Source organism: Bacillus sp. FSL K6-0268 (assembly GCF_038005425.1).
Taxonomy (GTDB): domain Bacteria; phylum Bacillota; class Bacilli; order Bacillales; family Bacillaceae_G; genus Bacillus_A; species Bacillus_A thuringiensis_S.
Genome location: NZ_JBBOTF010000001.1, coordinates 2,026,243 through 2,052,452, shown reverse-complemented (window position 1 = coordinate 2,052,452; position 26,210 = coordinate 2,026,243). Strand labels below are relative to the sequence as shown.

The following is a 26,210-nucleotide window of genomic DNA, read 5'->3' as shown; positions in this document are numbered from 1 at the left end:
TGCCTCTAAGCCATATGTTATATTATTATCCACGTAATTGTTGTTGTGCTAAAGCAACAAGACGTTTTGTTACTTCACCGCCAACTGAACCGTTAGAACGAGATGCTGTATTAGACCCTAAGCTTACACCAAATTCTTGTGCAATCTCATATTTAAATTGTTCAAGCGCTTGCTCTGCACCTGGAACTAATAATTTGTTTGTTTTTACCATGTTGATACACATCCTTATGAGTAGTCCAGTTCAGCTAAGTTCTTATCTAAACTGGTAACGTTATTTTATGTGGAAATGACGTAGTCATACGCGGAAGTAATCGGTGCGATTAGAAGTTCTTGGATAGAAAAAAGAGTAGCAAATTTGCTACTCTTTTTTTAGTATTGTCGCCGTTCCTTCCACGACAATATCATCTGATTGATTATATATGTTTGTTTGCAACGTAATGATTTTTTTATCGTCACGCTTCTTAATAACCTCTGCCACAACACGAAGTGTATCACCGATTTTGACAGGGGCACGGAATGAAACATTTTGGGATAAATAAATCGTATTTTTGCCTGGGAGTTTCGTTCCAAGGATGGTAGAAATAAAACTCGAAACGAGCATACCGTGAGCAATACGTTCTTTAAACATTGTTGTTTTTGCAAAAGAATCTAAAATATGAATAGGATTCACATCTCCAGTCAATTTTGCAAAATTGATAACATCTTCATCCGTAATTGTTTTTGTAAGGGATGCTTGATCACCGACTTGAATCTCATCATAACGAAGCTCCGGAACAGTTTGTGCTTCTTGAAATGGATTCATTTTGTCCTCCTTCTTTTCCATATCGAAAAATGCTAGCCATCTTGATGTAGTAGGAGGAAGAAAGAGTTTTGTTTGTGCTGCAGTTAGCTCCCACATTTTTCTTACTTGATGGAAGTAAATAGATTTTTTGAATTTTCCTCGAACTTTTTTGCGAGTTCCAACTGTTTTGACTTGAACTCTTCCAAAAAACCCTCTAACTGTTTTTGAGCCTCTTCACGTTGTAATTGTTGTTGCTCAATAAATTGTTTTGTTGTTTCTTCAAATTGACCGCTTGTTTGTGTAAGGATTGACAAAGATGTTTTTGTAGGAGAAACAGTAAGTTGCTGCATATGAGCAGAAAGTTCCTTCCACTTGTCTTGCCACTCGTTAATTTGATCATTTAAGGAGTTTCCAGTTAATTGTTTCACGTAATCTGTATATTGGTTATTGAACTGAGCAGTGAGTTGTTGTAGTTCTTTTTCTAGTTCATCTACTCCTGATGTTAATTTATGCAAAGCGTCTTGTTGTTGTTTTAATGTTTCTAAAGTAAGTTGCTCTAATTGTTTCCCAGCTGAAGAGAAAAGGGAAAGTGATTGAGACCAGTTTTTCCAAAATGCATCGACTAATTCGTATGGTTTAGTTTCCATTGTTTGACCCCCAAATGTTTTTTTGCATATTGTGAACGCAGATTACTCTGCTGTACCACCAGGTGAAGATGAAGAATCCTTTTCATCCTTTTCTGGAGAAGTAGAAAATGGAAAGAATGCATTGGTGTATAACGTGAAAAACGTTCGCAACATATTTTGATAATGTTCAAAAGAAGTCGCACATGTTGTTAAATATTGCTCTCCATATTCAGTTAAAGAATAAATTCTTTTTGCCGGCCCTCCATCGCTTGTATCCCAAGTAGAAGAAATAAGGTTTTCTTTTTCTAATTTGCGTAGTGTTCTATAAACATTACCTTGGTCAACAGAAGAAAAGCCGATATCCATTAGCATTTGAATAAGTTTGTAACCATGAAGACTCCAGTCTTTTAGACAGAGAAGTAAGAAGGGAACTAAGAAGTTTTTTGGCATGGAGTTTGGTTGTTTCGCTTGGTTGTTCTCCAAACTTTCGCGTTGTTCTGGTTCATTTTGTAGCATGATTGTGCATCACCTCATGAATCAGTTAGATGGAATTTTTTGCTTATAAGTGCAATTTACACCTATCTGTTTTTAAAGTCAACACATTTGTTAGAAAATAGAAAAAAATAAAATATAGACTTGAAGTTTTATTCAGAATATTAGAAAATAGTGAATAGGTTGAATTGTTTCAAAAACGAAAAAGGGAGTGTAGGTAAAGTGATTGATCAAAAATTCGATCCACTACAAGCATGGAAAAATGCTTATGAACAAACCGAAACATTTTGGGGAAAAGCGCTCAATGAAACAATTAAAACAGAAGAATATTCTGCTTGGATGGGCAGCGTTCTAGATTTGAATTTGTTTTATCAAAAAGCATTAAATGATACGACAAAAAACTATTTAGAACAAGTAAATGTGCCGACGAAAGAGGATATCGCAAGAGTGGCTACGCTTGTTATTAACTTAGAAAATAAAGTAGATAACATTGAGGAGTTTCTAGAGGAGAAAGTAGATTCTTTAGGACAAGCTCCTACATTAAAGCGTGATGTGACGAAAGTGAAACAAGATATTCGTACGCTTGAAACAAAAGTAGATCAAATTTTAGAATTGCTAGAAAAGCAAAATGCAGTACTAGCTAAACTACAAGTACCTGTAAAAGAAGAGATAAAGCCTGCGAATAAGCCGGAAAATAAAAAATGATAAAAGCGCTTGTTTATAACAGGTAAAAGAGAGAGGGAGAATCTCTTTCACGTGTAAACGGCGAAACATAATTATATAGGGACTCTACAGTATGAGTACCAAAATGATTCATAACAATCGTTCACAAATTCATTTAAGGGGGAAAAGAAATGGTTCAATTAAATGGCAAAGTAGCAATCGTAACAGGTGGAGCAAAAGGGATTGGAAAAGCAATTACAGTAGCATTAGCACAAGAGGGAGCGAAAGTAGTTATTAACTATAATAGCAGTAAAGAAGCAGCTGAAAATTTAGTAAATGAACTAGGAAAAGATGGACATGACGTTTATGCAGTGCAAGCGGATGTTTCTAAAGTAGAAGATGCAAACCGACTTGTAGAAGAAGCTGTGAATCATTTTGGTAAAGTTGATATTCTTGTTAATAATGCTGGTATTACAAGAGATCGTACATTCAAAAAGTTAAATCGTGAAGATTGGGAGCGCGTAATTGACGTGAATTTAAGTAGCGTATTTAATACGACAAGCGCGGTTCTTCCATACATAACGGAAGCGGAAGAAGGAAGAATTATTAGCATTTCTTCTATTATTGGCCAAGCAGGTGGATTTGGCCAAACAAACTACTCAGCAGCAAAAGCGGGTATGTTAGGATTTACAAAATCATTAGCATTAGAACTTGCAAAAACAAATGTCACTGTAAATGCAATTTGCCCTGGATTTATTGATACTGAAATGGTAGCAGAAGTACCAGAAGAAGTACGTCAAAAAATCGTTGCAAAAATCCCGAAAAAACGTTTTGGTCAAGCTGATGAAATTGCAAAAGGTGTAGTATACCTATGCCGTGACGGTGCGTATATCACAGGTCAGCAATTAAACATTAACGGCGGATTATATATGTAATGAAGTAAGAAAAAAGTGCATATCCATAGCAGGAATGCACTTCTTTTTTTAGAAGGAAATCGACCAAAAAGGAGATAGGAAAATGACTACATTCGCAACAGAATGGGAAAAGCAATTAGAGCTATACCCAGAAGAGTACCGAAAAGCATACCGCCGAGTGAAAAGGGCGAGTGAAATTTTATTACGTGAACCAGAGCCGCAAGTAGGATTAACGCCGAAAGAGGTTATTTGGACGAAGAATAAGACGAAGCTTTATCGCTACATTCCAAAACAAGAAAAAACACAAAGAGTTCCAATTCTGTTAATATATGCTCTTATTAATAAACCATATATTATGGATTTAACTCCTGGAAATAGTTTAGTGGAATATCTAGTGGATCGTGGTTTTGATGTGTATATGCTTGATTGGGGCACATTTGGTTTAGAAGATAGTCATTTGAAATTTGATGATTTCGTGTTTGATTATATTGCAAAAGCAGTAAAAAAAGTAATGCGAACTGCAAAAGCGGACGAGATTTCTTTACTTGGTTATTGCATGGGTGGAACGCTAACTTCCATTTATGCAGCACTTCATCCGCACATGCCAATTCGTAATTTAATTTTCATGACAAGTCCTTTTGATTTCTCTGAAACAGGATTGTATGGTCCTTTATTAGATGAGAAATACTTCAATTTAGATAAAGCGGTTGATACATTTGGAAATATTCCGCCAGAAATGATTGATTTCGGAAACAAAATGTTAAAACCAATTACGAACTTTGTTGGTCCATATGTTGCTTTAGTAGATCGTTCAGAGAATGAGCGCTTCGTCGAAAGCTGGAGATTGGTTCAAAAGTGGGTTGGTGATGGTATTCCGTTCCCAGGTGAATCATACAGACAGTGGATTCGTGATTTTTATCAAAATAATAAACTGGTTAAGGGTGAACTTGTTATTCGCGGACAAAAGGTAGACCTTGCAAATATTAAGGCGAATGTCTTAAATATTTCCGGGAAACGTGATCATATCGCTTTGCCATGTCAAGTAGAAGCGTTACTAGACCATATTTCTAGCACAGATAAACAATATGTATGTTTACCGACAGGGCATATGTCTATTGTTTACGGTGGAACAGCTGTAAAACAAACATATCCGACGATTGGAAATTGGCTTGAAGAGCGTTCTAATTAAAAATAAAAAAATCCAACTAGCCTATGTTAGTTGGATTTTTTTATGGAAAATAACAAAACATAGAAAGGAGAAATTTATATTTTAGGAGTATGATTATGAAACTTATGACCGGTAAGTTGTTTTGGAATACAGGAGTTTCTGTACCTTGTTATCCACCGTTAGAAAGTGATATGATATGTGATGTACTTGTAGTCGGAAGTGGCGAAGCAGGTGCTCATATAGCGCATTCGTTAGCGAAAATTGGTATGAGTGTTACACTTATTGAAAAAAGAGCAATTGCGTGTGGTAGCACAGCTGCTAATACAGGTTTACTACAATTTCTTCATGATAAATCGTTAACTTCTCTTATTCATACATTTGGTAAAGAAAAAGGGGTACGAGCATATAAGCTTTGTTATGAAGCGCTAAGAACAATGGAAGAGGTTATACCGACTCTTGATATTGATCCCCATTTTATTCCGCGAAATAGTTTATATTATGCAAGTAAAAGTGAGGATGTCTCATTTTTACAAGAGGAATATAATACGTTACAGAATTATGGATTTCCAGTTGAATATTTTACAGAAGCTGATATTAAGAAACGTTATTCTTTTGCAAAACAAGCAGCGTTATATATGCAAGGTGATGCTGAGGTGAATCCGTATTTACTAGCGCATAGTTTTTTGCATAAAGCAAACCAAATGGGAGCTAATATATATGAACATACAGAGGCAATACATATAAAAAAACACCAAAATGATTTAATTTGTTACACGAAAACAGGAAATCAAATTGTAGCAAAGAATATTATTATGGCGACAGGTTATGAAGCGCTTTTTGGAAAGAAAGAAAAGAATACAACAGTAGAAACTTCTTATGCAATTGTAACAAATGAAATAAATCAGTTTGAAGGCTGGCATGAGCGATCGTTAATTTGGGAAACGGCACGGCCCTACTTATATTTTCGAACGTATCGAAACCGCATTATTGTAGGCGGATTAGATGAAGCGATACAAATTCAAACAATCGGTGATACGAAATTATTGCATAAGCGTGATATCCTTATTAATATTGTAAAAGAACTGTTCCCGCAGTATAAAAATATACAGGCAGACTACTATTGGGCAGCCGCATTTGGTGGTACTCATGATGGTCTCCCCATTTTAAAAGAAGACGAAAAGATACATAATTTGTTTTACGCATTGCCGTATGGAGGTAATGGAACTGTATATGGAATGGTCTTTGCCAAATTATTTGAGCAGTTATTTACAAATAAAGAAAGTAAAGATTTTTCTTTATTTAATCGATAGAAAAAAGGTAGCGAAGTGATGGAATGAGAGATATAAAAAAGTTTTTACAAAAATTACGTCCTGTACAACTCATCGTTTTGTTTTATTTATTAGCGGTAGTTGTATCGGTAATATTGCTTAGTTTCCCGTTTGTTACGAAGGCTGGTGTGAAATGGACATTTATAGATGCCCTCTTTACATCTGTTAGTGCGGTAAGTGTTACGGGACTGTCTGTTGTTACGATTTCAGATACATTTACTACGGCAGGAATTATTATGTTAGCCCTTATTTTACAATTAGGCGGCTTAGGGATTATGGCACTTGGTACGTTTGTTTGGATTATAACGGGGAAAAAAATCGGTTTGCAGAGAAGAAGACTCATTATGGCAGATCATAATCAAGGGAATTTATCAGGCCTTGTAGAATTGATGCGTTCTATTTTAATTGTAATTATTTCGATAGAACTTATTGGAGCAATACTATTAGGTACAAGATTTCTACTTTATTTTCCAACTTGGCAAGAAGCTTATTTCCACGGTTTCTTTGCCGCTGTTAGTGCAACTACGAACGGAGGATTTGATTTAACTGGACAATCACTAATTCCGTACAAAAAAGATTATATTGTGCAAATGATTCATATGTTGCTTATTATTTTAGGAGCGATTGGCTTCCCGGTGTTAATGGAAGTAAAACAATTCTTTAGTAAAAGGCGACAGCAACTATTCCGCTTTTCGTTATTTACAAAATTGACGACAACGACATTTTTTGCACTCGTTATCGTTGGAACAATTATGATTTTTCTACTAGAACGAAATCAGTTTTTAGCAGGAAAGTCATGGCATGAAACAGTTTTCTATACATTATTCCAATCTGTGACGACGCGAAGTGGTGGACTGGCTACAATGGATATACGTGAATTGTCACAACCGACGCTTTTATTTATGAGTATATTAATGTTTATAGGGGCATCTCCAAGTTCGGTTGGGGGCGGAATACGTACAACAACATTTGCTGTTAGTATATTGTCACTATACACCTTTGCAAGGGGCGGTAGAACAGTTAGAGTCTTCAAACGTCAGTTACATGAAGAGGATGTACTGAAAGCATCTGTCGTTATGACGATGGGGATTTTGTTATGTGCTACTGCGCTATTCGTTTTATCTATTACGGAAAATGTACCGCTTATGAGCTTAATTGTTGAGGTTTGTTCTGCTTTCGGAACGACAGGACTATCAACAGGTGTTACGCCTGATTTAACAACTATTGGGAAGCTTGTACTCATTGTGCTTATGTTTATCGGACGCGTTGGTATTTTAACATTTATTTTAGCTAGTGGTGGAAGGGAACAACCACCTCGCTATAAATACCCGAAAGAACGGATTATTATTGGATAGTATGAAACCATTCTACCTATGTTAGGTAGAATGGTTTTTTAGTCGTTAATGCCAAATTGTGGATGCATAAAAGCTTCATTTTTATTATCTGATTCGTTTTTTAGCAACTCTTGATTTTCTTCTGAAATCCACCCAATATCATTTGTAGGATGGATCCACTCATCACCAGCCATAATGGCAGGATCTACTTCATCACTCCAATTGTTAAGTGGACTGTTCTCGGAATTATATTTACTGTCTCCAATTACAACATCATATGGATTCACAAAAGGTTGTTGCATCGTTTTTCCTGTTCCTTTAAAAGATGGAAAATTCATTTGATGCGGGAGCGTTTCGTCTAAAATTGGTGATTGAATCTTTTCTTTTTTCTTCAAAATCATCGCTCCTTTTTATAATGATTTCTTCATACGTAGTATTTCCATCGAACGCCTCTTATGTACTTGTTAACACTTGCCAGTAATAATTATTTTAAATTGTTTCAAACTAGAGTAGAAAGTGATTTCTTGAGAGCAGGTGAATGTATTGGTAAAAAGAAAAGTAAAACAAAATGCGGCAATCAATAATAATAAAACTCCGAAAGAAAGCTTACCAGATGCAGAATTTGCATTAGAGTATGAAGGAGAAAATAGCGCAAAGTATGCTAATCGTAATTCAAAAAAAGGGAAACAAAAATGAGGCGTTTTTACAAACGCCTCATTTTTTTGTGGGATTATAAAGGTTTTTTTAATTATTTGTAAATTTAGTGTTTTCTATTAGCAGAAAAATGCGAAAAAACATAGAAGTAGCAACGTATTACACAAAAACAAACAACAAACAAAAGATTAATGTTGGTTTAATACTGCTTTTACACTAGTTGTTTATATTTGAGTTGTACATAAGATTTGTAAAAGGAGAGAGAAACAGTGAAAAAAACAATCTTTAAAGCTGTAGCGACTGGAATGGTATTTTCGTTATTAATGGGGTGTGGTGCAAAGAAGGAAGAAAGTGCTGGAGCGAAAGTGAAAGATGAAAAATTATCTGGATCATTAACTGTTTACACAGCAATTGAAGAAGAGCTTGTACCAATTTATCTTGATTCCTTTAAAAAGAAATATCCTGATGTGAAATTAAACATTGTACGTGATTCAACAGGAGTTATTACTGCGAAATTGCTAGCTGAAGGGAAAAATACACAAGCAGATGTTGTATGGGGAACTGCGGCATCAAGTCTATTAGCTTTAGATAAAAAAGATATGTTAAAAGGATACTCTCCAAAAGGAACAGATCGTGTTCTTCCGCAATTTAAAGATGATAAGCAACCTGAAAAATGGGTAGGAAATACTGCATTTATGACGGGGATTGCTGTAAATAAAGAAGAATTAAAGAAGAAAAATTTACCGATGCCAGAATCATATGAAGATTTAACGAAACCAGAGTATAAAGGAACACTTGTTATGCCACATCCAGCATCATCTGGAACAGGGTTTTTAACAGTTTCTGCATGGCTACAAATCATGGGTGAAGATAAAGGCTGGGATTACATGAAGAAACTTCATGATAATATGGCAAGTTATACGCATTCAGGATCAAAACCAGCAAAATTAGCAGGAGCAGGTGAATATCCAGTCGGTGTATCAATGGTTTATAGTGCTTTAAAAGAAAAACAAAAAGGTGCCCCAGTTGAAGTTGTACTGCCGAAAGAAGGATTAGGATGGGAAGTAGAAGCGAACGCACTTATTAAGAAAGATAATGCGAAAAATGATAAATTAGCGCAAGCATTTTTAGATTGGGCAATTACTGATGATGTAATGAAGTTATACTTTGAGAAAAATGGATTTGTGACAATTAAAAATGACTATAAACTTCCAGAGGGATTCCCGAAAGATGTTACTGAAAAATTATATAAAAAGAATGACTTTAAATGGGCAGCAGAAAATCGTGACAAAATTTTAGAAAAATGGGAAAAAGAGTTTGGCCAAAAAGCAGAACCGAAAAAGTAAGTGAGTGGGAGAGAGAAAAATGAGCGAATATTTATCAATTCAACACATTCAAAAACAGTTTGATGCATTTACAGCGTTAAAAGATATTTCTTTTACTGTGAACAAAAATGAGTTTGTTTGTTTATTAGGCCCAAGTGGTTGTGGGAAAACGACGTTGCTTCGCATTTTAGCGGGACTAGAGGAACCAACGACTGGCAGTATAGCTGTGAATGGAAAAGATATTACAGCATTGCCTCCTGGAAAGAGAAACTTCGGAATGGTTTTCCAATCGTATGCTTTATTTCCGAATTTAACAGCACTTGAAAATATTGAATACGGCTTAAAGACAAAAAAATATGGGAAAGCAGAAGTGAAAGAGAAAGCGCTAGATGCGTTAAAACTTGTAGATTTGCTGAATGTAAAAGATAAATATCCTGCTCAAATGTCTGGTGGACAACAGCAGCGAGTAGCACTTGCACGTGCGCTCGCTCTGTCTCCAGATATTTTGTTACTCGATGAGCCGTTATCAGCTTTAGATGCAAAAGTGCGTGAAAAATTACGTAGAGAAATGCGTGATTTGCAAGAGGAAATAGGAATAACGACGATTATGGTAACGCATGATCAAGAAGAGGCATTAACGATGGCTGATAAAATTGTTGTAATGAATCATGCGGAAATTATGCAGATTGGAACACCAGAGGAGATTTATCAAAGACCAGCCAATCCGTTTGTGGCAGATTTTATTGGTTCTATTAATTTCTTTTCGAAAAATAACGAAGAACATGCAATTCGTCCTGAACATGTAACAATTGTACAAAAGGAAGGTATTAAAACAGTTGTGGAAAGTATGGAATTTCGCGGATCCGTATATCGGACGGAAGTGCGAGTCATAGAAGAAAACACACACCTTTATAATGAGAAAATTGTAGTGGATATATTAGCATCAGAAGTAGAAGCAACCGCTATTAGAAAAGGAAAGCCGATTCAAATCTCTTTCTCAGAAAATCATATGTTGTCATATGGAAAGAAGGTCATTGTATAGATGGAGATGTTAGAAAACTATAAGGTAGAAAGTACGAAAAAAAAGATTAAGAGAAGTATTGGGAAAGAGGAATGGATCCAAAGGCTCGTAATTATCGGTATGATCCTTTCCTTCCTTATCATACTTGTATTGCCGCTATTACAAATATTTACACAAGCTTTTTATAATAAAGATGGAGTTTTCATTGGTTTAGCGAATTTCAGTAAATATTTCACAACACCAACTTTAGTTCAGTCTTTACAAAATACAGTATGGATTTCGGGCGCAACAACAATTATTTCAGTTGCAATCGCATTCGTTTACGCATATGCAATTGCCCGTACGAATGTTTTTGGAAAGCGTGTATTTCAGTATGTAGCGTTATTACCATTGTTCGCACCAACGATGATGCACGGTATAGCACTTACATATTTATTTGGTAATCAAGGGCTAGTAACGAAAGGGATGTTTGGGTTATTTGAAGGTATACAAATCCCTTTATATGGACCAGTAGGAATTGTAATAGCTGAAGTTATGTATACATTTCCGCAAGCATTTCTTATATTGCTAATTGCCTTTCAAGGATCTGATTATCGATTATATGAAGCTTCTAATATGTTAGGGGCGAGTAAAACAAAGCAATTTTTCACGGTTACTTTACCTAGTGTAAAGTACGGATTAATTAGTGCAATGTTTGTTGTGTTTACACTTAGTTTTACTGATTTTGGGGCACCAAAAATTGTTGGTGGGCAATATAATGTGCTTGCTACTGACGTATACAAACAAGTAATTGGACAGCAAAATATGCCGATGGGTGCAACTGTCGGAATGATTTTATTAATCCCAGCTATATTCGCATTTGTAGTTGATCGTATTACGCAAAGAAAGCAGGCGAATTTCTTATCTTCAAAAGCAGTACCATACAGAATAATAGCTAATAAGAAAAGAGATGTAATCTCATTCATATATTGTAGTGTAATTACACTTATGATCATTCTATTATTTGTTGCAGTTGGTATTGCTGCAAGTGTGAAAGTATGGCCATATAATATGAGTTTTACATTTGAGCATTTTAATTTTTCGAGTTTAACAGGAGATGGACTTGAAGCATTTAAAAATAGCGTAATTGTTTCAGCAGTTACAGCAGTTATTGGGGCGATTTTAACATTTGTATTCGCATATGCAATTGAGAAAATAGACCAGCTACAATTTTTTAGAAAAACAGGTTACTTTTTCTCTATAGTGCCGTTAGCGATACCAGGTTTAGTACTCGGATTAGGATATGTCTTTTTCTTTAGTCAACCAACGATTCAAATTCTGGGACTATCAGTAACGAATCCATTTCATTCTTTATACGGAACAATCGCTGTGTTAGTACTAGTAAATATCATTCATTTTTATTCTGTAACATTTGTCACGGCAACGACTGCCTTAAAGAAATTAGACCGAGAGTTTGAGCTTGTTTCGCAGTCAATGGGTATTCCGTTTTATAAAACATTCTTTAGAGTAACAGTACCAATGTGTTTACCAGCAATTTTAGAAATGGTGATGTACTACTTCGTAAATTCGATGGTAACTGTGTCAGCAGTTGTATTCTTATATGCAGCTGATTTTAAACTAGCTGCCGTATCAATCGTAAATATGGATGATGCAGGAAATGTAGCGCCAGCAGCTGCAATGAGTGTACTTATTGTTATTACAAATATTGTAGTGAGAGTTGTATATGAATGGGGAACGAAAGCACTTCGTAACCGAACTTCGCAATGGCAAAAAAGATAAATAAGAAGGGTGATGGACAGAATGAAAATTGAAGCAGTTATTTTTGATTGGGCAGGTACGACAGTTGATTACGGATGTTTTGCACCACTAGAAGTATTCATGAAGATTTTTCATAAACGCGGCGTTGAAATTACAGTAGAAGAAGCACGTAAGCCAATGGGATTATTAAAAATAGATCATGTAAGGGCACTAACAGAAATGCCTCGTATTGCGGATGAGTGGAAGCGTGTCTTCGGTCAATTACCAACAGAAGTAGACATTCATGAGATGTATGAAGAGTTTGAAGAAATTCTCTTTTCTATTTTGCCAAGTTATGCTACGCCGATTGAGGGGGTAAAAGAAGTAATCGCTTCTTTACGTGAGAGAGGCATTAAAATCGGTTCAACAACTGGTTATACGAGAGAAATGATGGATATTGTTGCAAAGGAAGCAGCGTTACAAGGATATAAACCTGATTTTCTTGTTACGCCAGATGATGTTCCAGCAGGCCGTCCATATCCATGGATGTGCTATAAAAATGCAATGGAACTTGATGTGTATCCGATGAATCATATGATAAAAGTAGGGGACACAGTATCAGATATGAAAGAAGGTAGAAATGCTGGAATGTGGACAGTTGGCGTAATTCTTGGAAGTAGTGAGCTCGGTTTAACGGAAGAGGAAGTGGAGAGTATGGATTCGGTAGAGCTTCGTGAAAAAATAGAAGTAGTTCGTAATCGGTTTGTTGAAAATGGGGCTCATTTTACGATTGAAACGATGCAGGAGCTCGAAAATATAATAGAACATATCGAGAAACAAGAACTAATTATTTCATAAAAGGGGCACTGGATCATGAATGAAAATCACTATTTATTATTAACACCAGGACCATTAACGACAACAAAATCAGTAAAAGAAGTTATGCTATACGATTGGTGTACGTGGGATGTTGAATATAATACGATGGTGCAAGAAGTAAGAGCTAAACTTGTATCGTTAGCGACGAAGGAAGAAGAGAAATATACAACAGTGTTAATGCAAGGAAGCGGTACGTTTTCAGTTGAAGCAGTAATTGGTTCTGTTATTCCGGCAAATGGGAAGCTTCTCGTTTGTGCAAATGGTGCGTACGGTAAGCGCATCGTGCAAATGGCAGAGATGTTACAGATTGATGTAGTGGTCAGTCAAACAGAAGAGTGGGAACCTACTAATATTGTAGAAGTAGAAAAGTTATTGCAAGAAGATAAAGAGATTACGCATATTGCAGTTGTTCATTGTGAAACAACGACAGGTATTATAAATCCAATTGTAGATGTATGTAAATTAGGAAAGCAGTATGGAAAGGTTACAATTGTTGATGCGATGAGTAGTTTCGGCGGGATTGAAATAGACATTGCTGATTTACAAATTGATTTTTTAATTAGTAGTGCAAATAAGTGTATTCAAGGGGTTCCTGGATTCGGATTTGTAATCGCAAAACGTGATGAATTATTGAAGTGTAAAGGAAAAGGACGTTCTTTATCTCTTGATTTATATGATCAATGGGAAACGATGGAAAAACAAAATGGGAAATGGCGTTTTACTTCACCTACACATGTTGTACATGCTTTTTATCAAGCACTACTTGAACTAGAAAAAGAGGGGGGAGTGAGAGCGCGTTACAATCGATATTACAACAATCAAAAACTACTAGTGAATAGAATGGGAGAAATCGGATTTAAGCCACTAGTAGATGAGAAATATCAATCTCCTATTATTACATCTTTCATTTATCCAAAAGAGGGGTTCGAGTTTCAACAGTTATATAACGAATTAAAGCGTTATGGATTTGTTATTTACCCTGGAAAAATTTCGAAAGTAGATACGTTTCGCATTGGAAATATCGGTGATGTACATGAAGAAGATATTAATCGCTTAGTTGATAGTATTGCTAAAGGAGCTGTTATTGGATGAAAGTATTTTGCTTAGGTGGAGCAGGTAAAATTTGTCGTGAAGCTATTTTGGATTTAGTTCAATTTTCATCTTTTGAGACGATTACAGTAGCTGATTTTAACGAGGAAGAGGGCCGTAAAGTAGTAGAATGGCTCAACGATCCTCGTGTTGATTTTGTAAAAGTAGATGTAACGAATCACGAGGATACGGTTGCAAAAATGATTGGTTATGACATTGTAATGGACGGTACGACGATAAAGCTAAACGGATTGTCGACCCGCTGTATTGCAGAAGCAGGGTGTCACGGTGTGAACTTAAATGGATTTGGTGAAGAAAATGAATCGCATGCTATATTTGTTCAAAACGAAAAAACATGTTTACCTGGATTTGGCATGACGCCAGGTGTAACGCAAATGATGGCAATGCATGCAGCAAATCAACTGGATACTGTAGATACGATCCGCGTAAGTCACGGTTCGTATCGTCCGATTGCTTTTTCTGCATCAATTACAGAGACAACGACATATGAATATGATCCACATTTACCATCGCGTACAGTGTATGAAGATGGTGAATTTAAGCAAGTACTTCCGTTTGCGCGTCCAAGAGAAATAGAATTGCCAGCGCCTTATGGTAAGACAACGCAGTATATAATCCCGCATTCTGAAACAATTACGTTAGCAAAGGCACTAGAAAATAAAGGTATCAAACTGATAGAGACGAGAGGAACTTGGCCAAAGCAAAATATGCAACTTGTACATGCTTTATATGATTACGGCATATTGCGTAATGATCAGATTGAAATAAATGGGAAAGAAATTGGTATTATGGATTGTATTTCGCAGTATTTATTACAATCGAAAGAAGGACAAGAAACAGAAGTTTATGGTTATGCACTTCATGTAGAAGTAATAGGTATGAAAAATAATGAGAAGCAAAGACATGTATTATATCATACACATCCGTTATCTGATGGCTCTGTTGTAGGATGGGAAAAATTAAGAGCTTATACGAGAAACGTAGGTATTCCATTTGGGATTGCTGCAGAGTTAATTGCAAATGGAAATGTAAATAGGGTGGGTGTTGTTACGCCTGAAGAAGCTTTTGAAAATCCACAATTGATTTTTGATGAGCTAGCAAAGCGCGGTATTCATATTCATGAAAAAGTTTCTGCTTATAAAGAAAATTACAACCTTGTATAAATAAGGAAGTTTATGAGGGAGATATAAATGAGGTGAAGCTATGTCTGTAGTAGGAGAAGAAAGAAAGCGAACCATTCTTGAAAAGGTAGAATTTAAAGGGAAAGTAAAGGTTTCAGAATTAGCTAGAGAATTTGCTGTATCAACAGAAACGATTCGTCGATATTTAGAAGAATTAGATCGTGAAAAGAAGTTGAAAAAAGTGTATGGTGGAGCTGTTCAACTTCCAGGCGCTGGGGTAGAGGCACCAATGTTAGAAAGAGAAATGCTACATATAGAAGAGAAGAAAAGAATTGGTTATAAAGCAGCGACATTTGTAGAAGATGGTGATGTCATTGCAATTGATGATGGAAGTACACCGCTTCAAATGGTTCCATACCTTGTTCATCGTAAAAACTTAACGATTGTAACAAGTTCATTTCCAGTCGCAACACAATTAATTTCTTCTATTAATAAAAAGATGTTTCACGGTGAAGTTTTATTTATAGGTGGAAAAGTATCTCCAAAGCATTCGCGTGTATCAGGGTCTATTTCTCAGCAAGTAATACAGCAATTCCATTTTCATAAAGCGTTCGTTTCGATTGATGGGCTATTACCTAGTTTTGGAGTTTCCAGCTTTGAATTAGAGAAAGCGAAATTGTCAGAGGCGATGATGAAATTAGCTGAGAAAACATATATTTTATGTGATCATACGAAGGTAGGCGTGAAAGGGAATTATCGTATAGCAGCATTTTCACGTATTCAACATGTAATTTGTGATAAAAAAATGCCATATAGTTTTGAAGAAGAACTTATGAAGCATAATATTCAGTGGACAGTTTGTTAAATACAGTGAAAGTACCTAAACTCCCGCCTAATTTTTAGGAGGGAGTTTTATTGTCTGTAAATCGTAAAATAAAAGATTTGCATTTATGCAAAAAGTGGACACATTTTCTCATCTCTTTCATATAATTTACCAATACAAAAAAAGTTGGTCGAAGGAAAGAAGGGAGAACATGTCAGAACGAATATATAATAAACTTGTATTGTACGCGAATATTTTGCAAAAAATCGGTGTCATCAATGAGAAGGAAAAAAGTGAAATTCTTCATACGATAGGTAAAAAAGCCCTTTGAATAAAGGGCTTTTTATTATTTATCTTTAAAAATATAAATTTAATGTAATATTCTCATTGACAATGATAATGAGATTCATTATCATTTATTTGTGGATAATTGATAAGTATTATCAATTATAAAAATTATATATGATAGGGGATATTATTTTGAAAAAAAATTATATGAAGGCGCTAGTAGTAGCGACAACATTAGCAATTCCATTTGCTACGTACTCTACTCCAGCATTAGCAGCACTAAAAGTTGAAGCAAATCAATCGGTAGCAGCAGCGAGTGATCGCACGTATGATACTGAGATTAAAATATATAAGGATCAAAAAGACGAGCCATCTATGGTTTCTCAATATATAAAAGATCCTAAAGTAACAATTGCAGCTGGCAAAAAAATTGTCACTGTAACAATGCAAGATAGCGATTATTTTCAATATCTTAGAATAGAAGATAGAAACCAGCCTGGTGTATTTCATGATGTGAAAGTTTTGTCAGAAGATAAGAGGAAGAATGGAACGAAAGTAGTTCAATTTGAAATTGGCGAGTTTGAGAAGAAGCACAATATGCAAATGCATATACTTATTCCAGCTATTGGATATGATCACAAATATCAAGTTCAATTTGAAATTAAAGATCCAACTGTAGGTAACAAAGAAACAGAGAAACCAGATGATAACTCTAATTCAGGCAATACGGAAACGGATAATCCAGTTGATAATCAAAACATGATAACAGATAACAAATTAAGAGAACTTGTTAATAAAAAAGTATTTAATAGAAAAGATTTAAATACACCAATTACGAAAGAAGAGTTATTACAAGTAAAGGATTTGTTTTTAAATACAAACGAGATACTTGATTATAGTGCATTAAAATATATGCCAAATTTAAAATCTTTAACAGTTGCGAATGCAAAGATAAAAGATCCGTCGTTCTTTGCGAACCTAAAGCAATTAAATCATTTAGCTTTGCGTGGTAATGAGTTTTCAGATGTAACGCCACTTGTTAAGATGAATAATTTAGAGTCTCTTGATTTAAGTAATAATAAAATTACAAATGTTGCACCACTAACTGAAATGAAAAATGTAAAAACTTTATATCTATCAGGCAACCAAATAGAAGATGTAACAGCATTAGCGAAAATGGAACAACTAGATTACTTGAATTTAGCAAATAATAAAATTAAGAACGTTGCTCCATTAAGTGCTTTAAAAAATGTAACATACTTAACTTTAGCAGGTAATCAAATTGAAGATATTAAACCGTTATATTCATTACCTTTAAAAGATTTAGTATTAACGCGTAATAATGTTAAAGATTTATCGGGTATTGATCAAATGAATCAATTAAATAAATTATTTGTCGGGAAAAATCAAATTAAAGATGTGACACCACTTGCTAAAATGACTCAGCTTACAGAATTAGATTTACCCAATAATGAATTAAAAGATATTACTCCATTATCAAGTCTAGTAAACTTACAAAAGCTTGATTTAGAAGCGAATTATATTACAGACTTATCACCAGTGAGCAATTTGAAAAAATTAGTATTTCTAAGTTTTGTTGCAAATGAAATCCGTGATGTCCGACCAGTTATAGAACTAAGTAAGACGGCTTATATCAATGTCCAAAACCAAAAAGTATTTTTAGAGGAAACAGAAGTAAATAAAGAAGTAAAAGTACCTATATATGAAAAAGATGGTGAGATTTCTACGAAAATTCGTCTGAAGAGCGATAACGGTACGTATAGTAATGGTGTAGTGAAATGGAGTACACCAGGTGAGAAAGTATATGAATTTGGTGTGAAAGATCCATTTGCGGATACAGGAATCTTCTTTACAGGGTCTGTTATTCAAAATGTAGTAGAAAGTAAAGACGGTAATACATCTAAAGAAGATGAGAAAACAGAAGTGGTAGAATTTAAAGATGTACCAAAGGGACATTGGTCAGAAGAAGCAATTAATTACTTAGCGAAAGAAAAGTTATTTATAGGCTATGGAAATGGTGAATTTGGATTTGGTGATAACATTACTCGTGGACAAGTAGCTCTTCTAATACAAAGGTATTTAAAATTAGAAAATAATCTAGAACCAAAAACGGCATTTACAGATACGAAAGGAAATATGTATGAAACGGCTATTGATGCAGTGGTTCAAGCTGGTATTATGACAGGGTATGGAAATGATATATTCCGTCCAGATGGAGTATTAACTCGATATGAAATGTCAGTAGTACTACAAAGAGTATTTCAGTTAAAAGAAAATGAAAATAGTGCAGAGAATTTCAAAGATATACCAAATGGCCATTGGGCGAAAGGATATGTGAAAGCTCTAGTAGATAATAAAATATCAAAAGGTGACGGGGAAGGGAATTTTTTAGGAGATAATTTGGTAACACGTGAACAATATGCACAGTTTTTGTATAATGCAATAAATAAATAAAGTGAAACTTTAATCAGTGGGGGTTTTGTTTATCCCCCACTGATTATTAGCCCTCACCAATCGGGCTTTTACGGGCAGAGCCCGATCCCCGCCTAACTTCTTTGCTTTCGCTGCATTTTGAGGTGGGGGTCTTACTGCCTAGCAAATAGCGGGATAAAAAGTGAGGAAAATGCACTATTCTTTAATTAAAGAATAGTGCATTTTTTTATGTACAAAATGAAATAGGCAATAGATAGGAGTATAGACATATGAATAGCCTATTTTAAAGAAGAACCGCGAAACTATATTGACAAAAAAGCATTCTCATGTGATAATTCAATTAAATTTTTAGAATAATCAAAAAATATTCCTTTTACATAGAAAGGATTCGAACCTTATATGAATATTATGCCGGGGGTGACGAAATGTTATTTTTTCTGAAGAAATGGAATGAATTAAAAGATGTGAAATCTGAATTGGCACTTCGTGATTGGTTTTATGGTACCAAAATTAGTTTGTCGCTATGTACGTCAAAAGAGCCGTTAACATTTTTAGTAAATGTTGAGGGAAGAGATAAAGGGCTATTTTCGGAAGAAGATTTTATTGTCGTAAATTGCATGTGCGAGTCAGTATTTGAAAATGAAGAAAAACCAGCTGCAGAGTCATTTATGCATGCGGATATTTATAAAAAAAGTAGTGCAGGATGTATTTTACAAGTGCAGACTGTAGATAGTCATTTAATATCAGAGTTATATGGAGAAGAAGGAGAAGTAACGTTCGATAAACGCAGTGTGGAACGTGTTTTCGGAAAAGAAGGTATAACAGAAATGACCATTCCAATTGTAGAAGATGAAAAAAAATTCGCTGATTTATTAGAAAGCAATGTTCCGAATTTCATTGAAGGTGGAGGAGTAGTTCTTGTTCATAATTACGGCATGATTGTGTGGGGAAAAACGCCAGAAGAAGCGAAAAAATGGCTAGAGGGTATAGAATATTTAATGAACTATCATGTGAAATTATTAATGATTAAGGGCGCAAGAAGCTCTGTTATATAAAAATGAATGTGATATGGCCACAAGTTAATAAATAAATGAAAGCGTTTTAAAAATAATTTCACTCATAAAATATAGGTCTCCTTATTATATATAGATTACATGTTGACATGTAAGGAGGAACATATTTTGCGAGTTAAATATCATTTTCTGCCAAAGCAGCAAGTAACATTTTGCAAAATAAATGATTCTGGTGAAGAGGCACTGCAAACGATGAACAAAACGGGATTTCGAGCCATCCCGGTATTAGCAGAAGATGAGAAGAAATTCACGGGGATTATTTATAAAGTAGATTTATTAGAAAAAAAATGCAATAGCGGATTAGAGCATGTAAGTGCAGGAGATATACTTGACAATTCCAATGCATTTATTTTTGAAAAGGATTCCTTCTTCAGAGCCTTTTATGTGATTCGTCGGCTTCCGTTTTTAGCCGTGCTAAATGATTATAATGAATTTGTCGGTATGTTAACGCATTCGAATATATTTGATGTTATTGAAGATTCATTTGGTATGCGGACAGGTGGTTATATATTAACAATTGCAACACAAGATTGTAAAGGAACGATTAAAGAGCTTGGGACATTGTTAAAAGCATATAATATCGGTGGGTTGTTTACACTCGATAACGGTGATCAATATATCCGCCGCGTTATTGTAAATATATCAGATGAGTTAGATGAAACAAGATTAAAGCAATTAATCGGAAAAATAGAGAAAAAAGGATTCAGAGTGAGTCATGTAGATTATATTTAAGTTAAAAAGAAAAGTACCTATCTGTTATATATAGATAGGTACTTTTCTTTGTGAGTAATAAACTTTATTTTGAAACAGGAGGCGGGGATAATGCTAGATCAGATAAAAAAATAAAGTCTGCATGCTCACGAATTTTAGGGATAGAAGTTTCAATAACGCGTGATGTAATTTCACCTGGGGGGCCCACATGCCCGATAGCTACCATAATAGGTTTTTCTTGAATTTTTTTGATGAGTAATTGGGCTTGTTTTGAAATATGTCCTGCTGTATACACATCATCAAAAAATAGTTGGTTTTCAATAATAGGAACTCCTAATTCTTTTCCGATTTTTGGGACGACACTATTAGGATTAGTTTTACTATCTAAGTAAAATAAACCGTGTTTTTTACAAGCAGCAAGTATAAGGCGAACAATTCTTTCATCCGCTGTTACTTTTGACCCCATATGATTGTTCATTCCAATTGCATGCGGAACTTCTTGAATCGCTTGTTCAAGTCGGTTGTTTATTTCTTCATCGCTTAAATCGGTTGTAATTGCTTTCGGTCCAAGCCATTCTTTTTTACCTTTAATAGGTTCCATTGGCATATGTATAATAACTTCATGGCCTTTTTTATGGGCGGCTATTGCATCTTCTTTTGTGGAAGGAAGAAAAGGCATAACAGCAACAGTGAGCGGAATGGGAAGTGATAACATTTGATTAGTCCCCTTCATATTATTGCCGAAATCATCAATGACAATAGCAACTTTATTTGTATGAGCATTTGCTTGAATAGGAAATAAGAAGGACGGTAAAAACAAAACAATGATGAACAATGTAATCGTATATTTTCGCATATAAATATTTCCTTTCTATTGTTATCCCGCTATTTGTGGGTAGTAAGACTCCCACCTCAACATTGGGCTGGATAGGTGGGAGATTCACTGCCTATAAACGCACGATTGGTGAATGCTAATAATCAGTGGGGCTGAACAAAAAACACTGATTAAAGTTTCACTTTATCAATCATCATTATGTTTTGCTTTTTTATATAAATTAAACAAAAAATGTCGAAGAAAAGTAGGTGGAAAATTAAGAATCCCCGGTTTACGTAGAATTTGTAAAAAAAGAAGATGAAAAAAATGTCTATTATTGCGAATGTATTTACAAAGATAGAATAATTTGTAATAATTCTCAAAGTGAGGGTAAAGATTTGTAAATTACAGGGAGAAAATGTTAAAATTTCTGATTCTTCAAATTTGTATATGATTAAGTAGTTAAAAAGGTCAATGGAGAAGTGAAGTTGAGAGCATGGAAGTATAATAAGGGGGATATGGATGTTTACTGTAAAAAGGAAGTACACATTAGAAAAGCTTTCACGTGATATTCATATGAAACGTGAAGAAATGATTCAACTAGGATTAACAAGTGGGCTAAATAGTAGGGAGACAATTCAAGTTAGTCAAGAATTGGACAAGCTTATTTTACAATATCAGTGTTATAAAGAAAAACAAACACCGAAATGGTTTTCAATTATAAAAATACCAATTTTCCAAATCGGGTATGAAGGAAAATCAAATAATTTTTGGCGAATGCTTGTCGCTGGTTTTATGAAATAAGTATAATTACCCTTATAGGATAAGGATAATTATACTATGTGTAACGGAATTTCGATATGAACTGTCGTTCCTTCGTTTTCTGTACTGTCAATAAAAATATGCCCATTATACATCTCTACAATTCGTTTACATATGACAAGTCCAAGACCTGTTCCAGTATCTTTATTAGTAAAGAACGGATGAAAGAGGTGTTTTTGAATATGTTGCGGAATCCCTTTTCCAGTATCTGTAATCTGTAATTGTGCGTGTGTTTCATTGTTTTTTACTACAATGGTTAGTGTATCACTAGAAGTCATGGCCTCAATTGCATTTTTTGTAATGTTTAAAACCACTTGTTTCATATGGTCTTTCGAACAACGGATATGAACAGGATGGTCTGGCAAATGTAAATGGAATACAATGTTATGTAAATTCGCCTCAGATTGAATAATTAATGCTACCTCATTTAGAATTGTTCTTACGTCATATGTTTGTTCGATGATGGCGGTTGGCTTGCCGAGAATAAGAAATTCACTTACAATTTCATTGATTCGCTCTATTTCTTGTTCAATTACGGAAAAGTAGAACTGATCTTGTTCATCTTTATATTTCTCTTTTAATAGAGCGACGAGTCCTTTAATTCCAGTAAGAGGATTACGGATTTCGTGTGCTGTACTTGCTGCAAAAGTTCCAACTAATTCAATTTTCTGTAGTTCATTTTGTTGTCTTTCAAGTTTTGTTTGACGTTTTAACAACATATATTGAGCAAGTAAAAATAAAATAGACATTAAAAATAAAGTAGCGATACACTCTATTGCAACCCACTGGTATAAGTTTTTTTGATGAATAGGTAATGGTGAAACAGAGACCTTCCAATTTAATCTTTGGAGTGGAGTAGTAAGCATATTAGAATGCGTATCACTTGTGTCATTATTATCATCGGTTAGAAAAACTACATCATGTTTATCAGTTACCTCAAAATGGTATTGTGGTTTAATGGCATTTAAAGAAGATGAAATGTAATCAAAGCGTAAACTAGCTAATAATAATCCTGAGAGCTCCTTCTGTTTATTGAATATGGGGGCAGCAATCATAATAGCTTTATGTCCAAGAACGCGATCAGTAATGACTGATGATACAGTGGTTTTTTTAGTTTGTAGCACGTCTTGAATATATTTACGGTCTGAAACATCTACGGGCTTTGATTCATCTTCAGATGCGATTGTAATGACCCCTTTTGGTGTAGCGTAATATAGACCAGAAAAGCGTGCATCGTTTCCATCTGTATCATGTACAATTTGTTTAATGCCATTTATATTACCAGTCTCGGTGCCTACAACTTTTGCAAGCATGTCTAAAGCAGAAATTGCTTCACCAAGATGATGATCTAAATAATCTCTATATAAAAAGAGAACTGTATGAGCGGATAATTTGTTTTCCTGTTTCATTTTATATGTATGATACGAATAAAATGTAGCACCAATCCCTATTGTCGGTAGGATAACAAGCAATATATATATAATTATGCTTTGGAATTTGACTTTCAAATGTGGTACTCCTTCTTTTTTTATTATCATTATATATAAACTATGTTAAAATTGTCATGTTTTTATTCAAGAATGATTCTTAATATATTAGGGGAGAGGAAATGGATGAGTGAATGCTCATTCGGAATTCACATGAAGTATGAAGTGGCATTTTCTTTTTATTGCTGAGAATTTAAGTGAAGGGTTGAAAGTTGTATGACATCAAATAATGAACGAGAAGATATTTCTCAATCTTTAAAAGTATTTATTGCATTATCTCGTGTACATCGTTCTGTTATGGATACTACAAATAAATCTATACAAAGTAACGGGTTAAATCCAACGGAATTTGCTGTATTAGAACTGCTATATCATAAAGGCGGTCAACCACTCCAGCAAATTGGTGAGCGCATTTTAATAGCCAGTGGCAGCATTACATATGTTGTAGATAAGCTGGAGAAAAAGGGATTAGTAAAGAGAATCCCATGCCCGAATGACAGACGTGTTATTTACGCGCAATTAACTGAGTCTGGCGAGAACTTTATTGCTTCTATTTTTCCGGGGCATGAGAAAGTTATACATCAGTCTTTTGAAATGTTAACGAAAGATGAAAAAGATGAATTACTTGATCTATTAAAAAAAATTGGGAAGTATGAAAAATAATAATATGTTCCAAAGGAGCTTTGGATAAATAAATCCAAGGCTTTTTTATTTGCAATGAACTCAGGGTAGTAACTGCCGAATTTTGTTGAAAATTAAGAGGGAATTCGGGAATACGTATTGAATTATAGTAAAGGTATGTAATGGAGAGGAGGCTCGTTCATGTCATTTAAAGACTATGAATATAAACGCCCAAATATTGAAGAGTTAAAAGAGAAATTTACTGTTGCTTTAGAGAAGTTTGATAACGCAAAAACTGTAGAAGAACAAAAACAAGTCATTAATTCAATTAATGAAATTCGCAACGATTTTGGTACAATGGGAAACCTTTGTTACATTCGCCATTCTGTTGATACGACGGATACTTTTTATAAGGAGGAGCAGGATTTCTTTGATGAATTCTCTCCAGTTGTACAAGGATATGGTACAAAATATTATAAGGCACTCATTAATTCTCCATTTCGTGAAGAATTAGAGGCGTATTATGAAAAACAATTATTTGCTCTAGCAGAATGTGATTTAAAAACATATTCAGATGAAGTCGTGAAAGATTTACAATTAGAAAATAAATTATCGTCGCAATATACACAGTTATTAGCATCTGCAAAAATTGACTTTGCTGGAGAAGAAAGAACGTTATCGCAACTGATTCCGTTTATGCAAGGAAAAGAAAGAAGCGAACGTAAAGCAGCAAGTGAAGCATACTACGGATTTTTAGCTGGAAATGAGGAAGAACTAGATCGTATTTATGATGAGCTTGTTAAAGTGAGAACGAAAATCGCAAAATCTTTAGGTTTCAAAAACTTTGTTGAACTTGGATATGCAAGAATGTACCGTACAGATTATAATGCGGAGATGGTGGCTAATTACCGTCAGCAAGTGCTGGATTATATCGTTCCCGTTACAACGGAATTAAGAAAGCGACAACAAGCACGTATCGGTGTAGAGAAGTTAGCTTATTACGACGAAAACTTTGAGTTTGCTACAGGGAACCCAACTCCAAAAGGAGATGCGGATTGGATTGTTGATCATGGAAAGACGATGTATAAAGAGTTATCGGCTGAGACAGATGAATTTTTCAATTTCATGCTAGATAATGATTTATTAGATTTAGTTGCGAAAAAAGGAAAAGCTGGTGGCGGATATTGTACATATATTGAGAATTATAAAGCGCCATTTATTTTCTCAAACTTCAATGGAACATCTGGTGACATTGATGTATTAACACATGAAGCAGGTCATGCTTTCCAAGTATATGAAAGTCGTAAATTTGAAATTCCAGAATATAATTGGCCAACATATGAAGCGTGTGAAATCCACTCTATGAGTATGGAATTTTTTACATGGCCATGGATGAAGCTATTCTTTGAAGAAGATGCAGATAAATATTACTTCTCTCACTTAAGTTCAGCACTTCTGTTTTTACCTTATGGCGTATCAGTTGATGAATATCAACATTATGTATATGAAAATCCTGAAGCATCACCTGAAGAGCGTAAGACAGCATGGCGTAACATAGAGAAGAAATACTTACCGCATCGTGATTATGAGGATAATGATTATTTAGAGCGCGGTGGTTTTTGGCAACGTCAAGGGCATATTTATAGTTCACCTTTCTATTATATTGATTACACGCTTGCTCAAATTTGTGCGCTACAATTTTGGAAACATGCAAGAGATAATAGACAAGAGGCGTGGGAAGATTATGTGAATCTGTGCCAACAAGGTGGAAGTAAATCGTTCTTAGAATTAGTAGAAGTTGCAAATTTAACATCACCATTTGCTGAAGGCTGTGTGAAAAGTGTTATTACAGAAATTGAAGCATGGTTACATGCGATTGACGACACAAAATTGTAAAAAACATGCGCTTTTTTTCACATGTTTAACATCGACATAATGGGAAAATGATGAGATAATAAAAGAAA

The 26,210-nt window shown here is 34.7% G+C and carries 26 protein-coding genes; 19 read left to right on the top strand and 7 right to left on the bottom strand.

Annotated features, from left to right (window positions below; genetic code table 11):
* Positions 1-25: 25 nt before the first annotated feature.
* From MHI28_RS10560 to phaQ, 4 genes are all read right to left on the bottom strand, one after another.
* Positions 26-211, bottom strand: a complete 186-nt coding sequence (locus MHI28_RS10560) for an alpha/beta-type small acid-soluble spore protein (RefSeq protein WP_000241212.1) — start codon at positions 209-211, stop codon at positions 26-28.
* Positions 212-358: 147 nt separating this feature from the next.
* A complete protein-coding gene (locus MHI28_RS10555) occupies positions 359-802 on the bottom strand; it encodes a MaoC family dehydratase (RefSeq protein WP_001067916.1) in 444 nt (147 codons plus the stop codon).
* A 101-nt stretch (positions 803-903) separates the two neighbouring features.
* Positions 904-1,428, bottom strand: coding sequence for a polyhydroxyalkanoic acid inclusion protein PhaP (gene phaP / locus MHI28_RS10550; RefSeq protein WP_000448596.1), 525 nt, complete (start codon positions 1,426-1,428; stop codon positions 904-906).
* A gap of 42 nt (positions 1,429-1,470) precedes the next feature.
* Positions 1,471-1,923, bottom strand: coding sequence for a poly-beta-hydroxybutyrate-responsive repressor (gene phaQ, locus MHI28_RS10545; protein WP_000939954.1), 453 nt, complete (start codon positions 1,921-1,923; stop codon positions 1,471-1,473).
* A gap of 198 nt (positions 1,924-2,121) precedes the next feature.
* Here phaQ and phaR point away from each other — a divergent pair, with 198 nt between their 5' ends.
* The 5 genes from phaR to MHI28_RS10520 all read left to right on the top strand — a co-directional run bounded on the left by phaR (position 2,122) and on the right by MHI28_RS10520 (position 7,327).
* Entirely contained in the window at positions 2,122-2,604 is a 483-nt protein-coding gene (gene phaR, locus MHI28_RS10540; protein WP_000566941.1) for a polyhydroxyalkanoic acid synthase subunit PhaR, read from the top strand.
* Between the two features lie 149 nt (positions 2,605-2,753).
* Entirely contained in the window at positions 2,754-3,497 is a 744-nt protein-coding gene (locus tag MHI28_RS10535) for an acetoacetyl-CoA reductase (RefSeq protein ID WP_000250407.1), read from the top strand.
* 82 nt (positions 3,498-3,579) lie between these two features.
* Positions 3,580-4,665 carry a class III poly(R)-hydroxyalkanoic acid synthase subunit PhaC gene (gene phaC, locus MHI28_RS10530; protein ID WP_000206331.1) on the top strand — a complete coding sequence of 362 codons (1,086 nt, stop codon included), beginning with the start codon at positions 3,580-3,582 and terminating at the stop codon, positions 4,663-4,665.
* Positions 4,666-4,760: 95 nt separating this feature from the next.
* Positions 4,761-5,954: an NAD(P)/FAD-dependent oxidoreductase gene (locus tag MHI28_RS10525; RefSeq protein WP_000772567.1), complete on the top strand. Its 1,194-nt coding sequence runs from the start codon at positions 4,761-4,763 to the stop codon at positions 5,952-5,954.
* A gap of 23 nt (positions 5,955-5,977) precedes the next feature.
* Positions 5,978-7,327: a TrkH family potassium uptake protein gene (locus tag MHI28_RS10520; protein ID WP_001204689.1), complete on the top strand. Its 1,350-nt coding sequence runs from the start codon at positions 5,978-5,980 to the stop codon at positions 7,325-7,327.
* A gap of 38 nt (positions 7,328-7,365) precedes the next feature.
* Here the strand turns inward: MHI28_RS10520 and MHI28_RS10515 are convergent, their stop codons facing one another.
* Positions 7,366-7,701, bottom strand: a complete 336-nt coding sequence (locus MHI28_RS10515) for a DUF3905 domain-containing protein (protein WP_000726020.1) — start codon at positions 7,699-7,701, stop codon at positions 7,366-7,368.
* 148 nt (positions 7,702-7,849) lie between these two features.
* On the opposite strand from MHI28_RS10515, the gene MHI28_RS10510 reads away from it, so the two are divergent.
* The 11 genes from MHI28_RS10510 to cbpA all read left to right on the top strand — a co-directional run bounded on the left by MHI28_RS10510 (position 7,850) and on the right by cbpA (position 20,523).
* Positions 7,850-8,002, top strand: a complete 153-nt coding sequence (locus tag MHI28_RS10510; protein ID WP_000240799.1) for a hypothetical protein — start codon at positions 7,850-7,852, stop codon at positions 8,000-8,002.
* 227 nt (positions 8,003-8,229) lie between these two features.
* Positions 8,230-9,306: a putative 2-aminoethylphosphonate ABC transporter substrate-binding protein gene (locus tag MHI28_RS10505; protein WP_000750916.1), complete on the top strand. Its 1,077-nt coding sequence runs from the start codon at positions 8,230-8,232 to the stop codon at positions 9,304-9,306.
* Positions 9,307-9,325: 19 nt separating this feature from the next.
* Positions 9,326-10,327, top strand: coding sequence for a putative 2-aminoethylphosphonate ABC transporter ATP-binding protein (locus tag MHI28_RS10500; protein WP_000006195.1), 1,002 nt, complete (start codon positions 9,326-9,328; stop codon positions 10,325-10,327).
* Positions 10,328-12,085 (top strand): putative 2-aminoethylphosphonate ABC transporter permease subunit, encoded by a 1,758-nt coding sequence (locus MHI28_RS10495; RefSeq protein ID WP_000425527.1) that lies wholly within the window; start codon positions 10,328-10,330, stop codon positions 12,083-12,085.
* A gap of 21 nt (positions 12,086-12,106) precedes the next feature.
* A complete protein-coding gene (phnX, locus tag MHI28_RS10490; protein ID WP_000687386.1) occupies positions 12,107-12,901 on the top strand; it encodes a phosphonoacetaldehyde hydrolase in 795 nt (264 codons plus the stop codon).
* 15 nt (positions 12,902-12,916) lie between these two features.
* Positions 12,917-14,014, top strand: a complete 1,098-nt coding sequence (phnW, locus tag MHI28_RS10485) for a 2-aminoethylphosphonate--pyruvate transaminase (protein WP_001004778.1) — start codon at positions 12,917-12,919, stop codon at positions 14,012-14,014.
* On the top strand, positions 14,011-15,195 hold the full coding sequence (locus tag MHI28_RS10480; protein ID WP_000862157.1) for a saccharopine dehydrogenase family protein: 1,185 nt from the start codon (positions 14,011-14,013) through the stop codon (positions 15,193-15,195). The genes phnW and MHI28_RS10480 overlap by 4 nt, the downstream gene beginning before the upstream one ends.
* A 40-nt stretch (positions 15,196-15,235) precedes the next feature.
* A complete protein-coding gene (locus MHI28_RS10475) occupies positions 15,236-16,018 on the top strand; it encodes a DeoR/GlpR family DNA-binding transcription regulator (RefSeq protein WP_000117666.1) in 783 nt (260 codons plus the stop codon).
* Positions 16,019-16,456: 438 nt separating this feature from the next.
* Positions 16,457-18,739 (top strand): NEAT domain-containing leucine-rich repeat protein, encoded by a 2,283-nt coding sequence (locus MHI28_RS10470; protein ID WP_340827915.1) that lies wholly within the window; start codon positions 16,457-16,459, stop codon positions 18,737-18,739.
* A gap of 404 nt (positions 18,740-19,143) precedes the next feature.
* Complete coding sequence (locus tag MHI28_RS10465; protein ID WP_000896006.1) at positions 19,144-19,773, top strand: class II aldolase/adducin family protein; 630 nt, start codon at positions 19,144-19,146, stop codon at positions 19,771-19,773.
* 126 nt (positions 19,774-19,899) lie between these two features.
* Positions 19,900-20,523, top strand: a complete 624-nt coding sequence (gene cbpA, locus MHI28_RS10460; protein WP_001264213.1) for a cyclic di-AMP binding protein CbpA — start codon at positions 19,900-19,902, stop codon at positions 20,521-20,523.
* A gap of 64 nt (positions 20,524-20,587) precedes the next feature.
* Here the strand turns inward: cbpA and MHI28_RS10455 are convergent, their stop codons facing one another.
* The gene (locus tag MHI28_RS10455) at positions 20,588-21,358 is read right to left on the bottom strand and encodes a divergent polysaccharide deacetylase family protein (RefSeq protein WP_001234134.1); all 771 of its coding nucleotides are present in this window, start codon (positions 21,356-21,358) and stop codon (positions 20,588-20,590) included.
* A gap of 480 nt (positions 21,359-21,838) precedes the next feature.
* Here MHI28_RS10455 and MHI28_RS10450 point away from each other — a divergent pair, with 480 nt between their 5' ends.
* Complete coding sequence (locus MHI28_RS10450) at positions 21,839-22,120, top strand: aspartyl-phosphate phosphatase Spo0E family protein (protein ID WP_000495536.1); 282 nt, start codon at positions 21,839-21,841, stop codon at positions 22,118-22,120.
* Between the two features lie 29 nt (positions 22,121-22,149).
* Here the strand turns inward: MHI28_RS10450 and MHI28_RS10445 are convergent, their stop codons facing one another.
* Entirely contained in the window at positions 22,150-23,646 is a 1,497-nt protein-coding gene (locus tag MHI28_RS10445; RefSeq protein ID WP_000865060.1) for a DUF3149 domain-containing protein, read from the bottom strand.
* A 195-nt stretch (positions 23,647-23,841) separates the two neighbouring features.
* Here MHI28_RS10445 and MHI28_RS10440 point away from each other — a divergent pair, with 195 nt between their 5' ends.
* On the top strand, positions 23,842-24,288 hold the full coding sequence (locus MHI28_RS10440) for a MarR family winged helix-turn-helix transcriptional regulator (protein ID WP_000203336.1): 447 nt from the start codon (positions 23,842-23,844) through the stop codon (positions 24,286-24,288).
* A gap of 159 nt (positions 24,289-24,447) precedes the next feature.
* Positions 24,448-26,142: a M3 family oligoendopeptidase gene (locus tag MHI28_RS10435; protein WP_000008587.1), complete on the top strand. Its 1,695-nt coding sequence runs from the start codon at positions 24,448-24,450 to the stop codon at positions 26,140-26,142.
* Positions 26,143-26,210 lie beyond the last annotated feature (68 nt).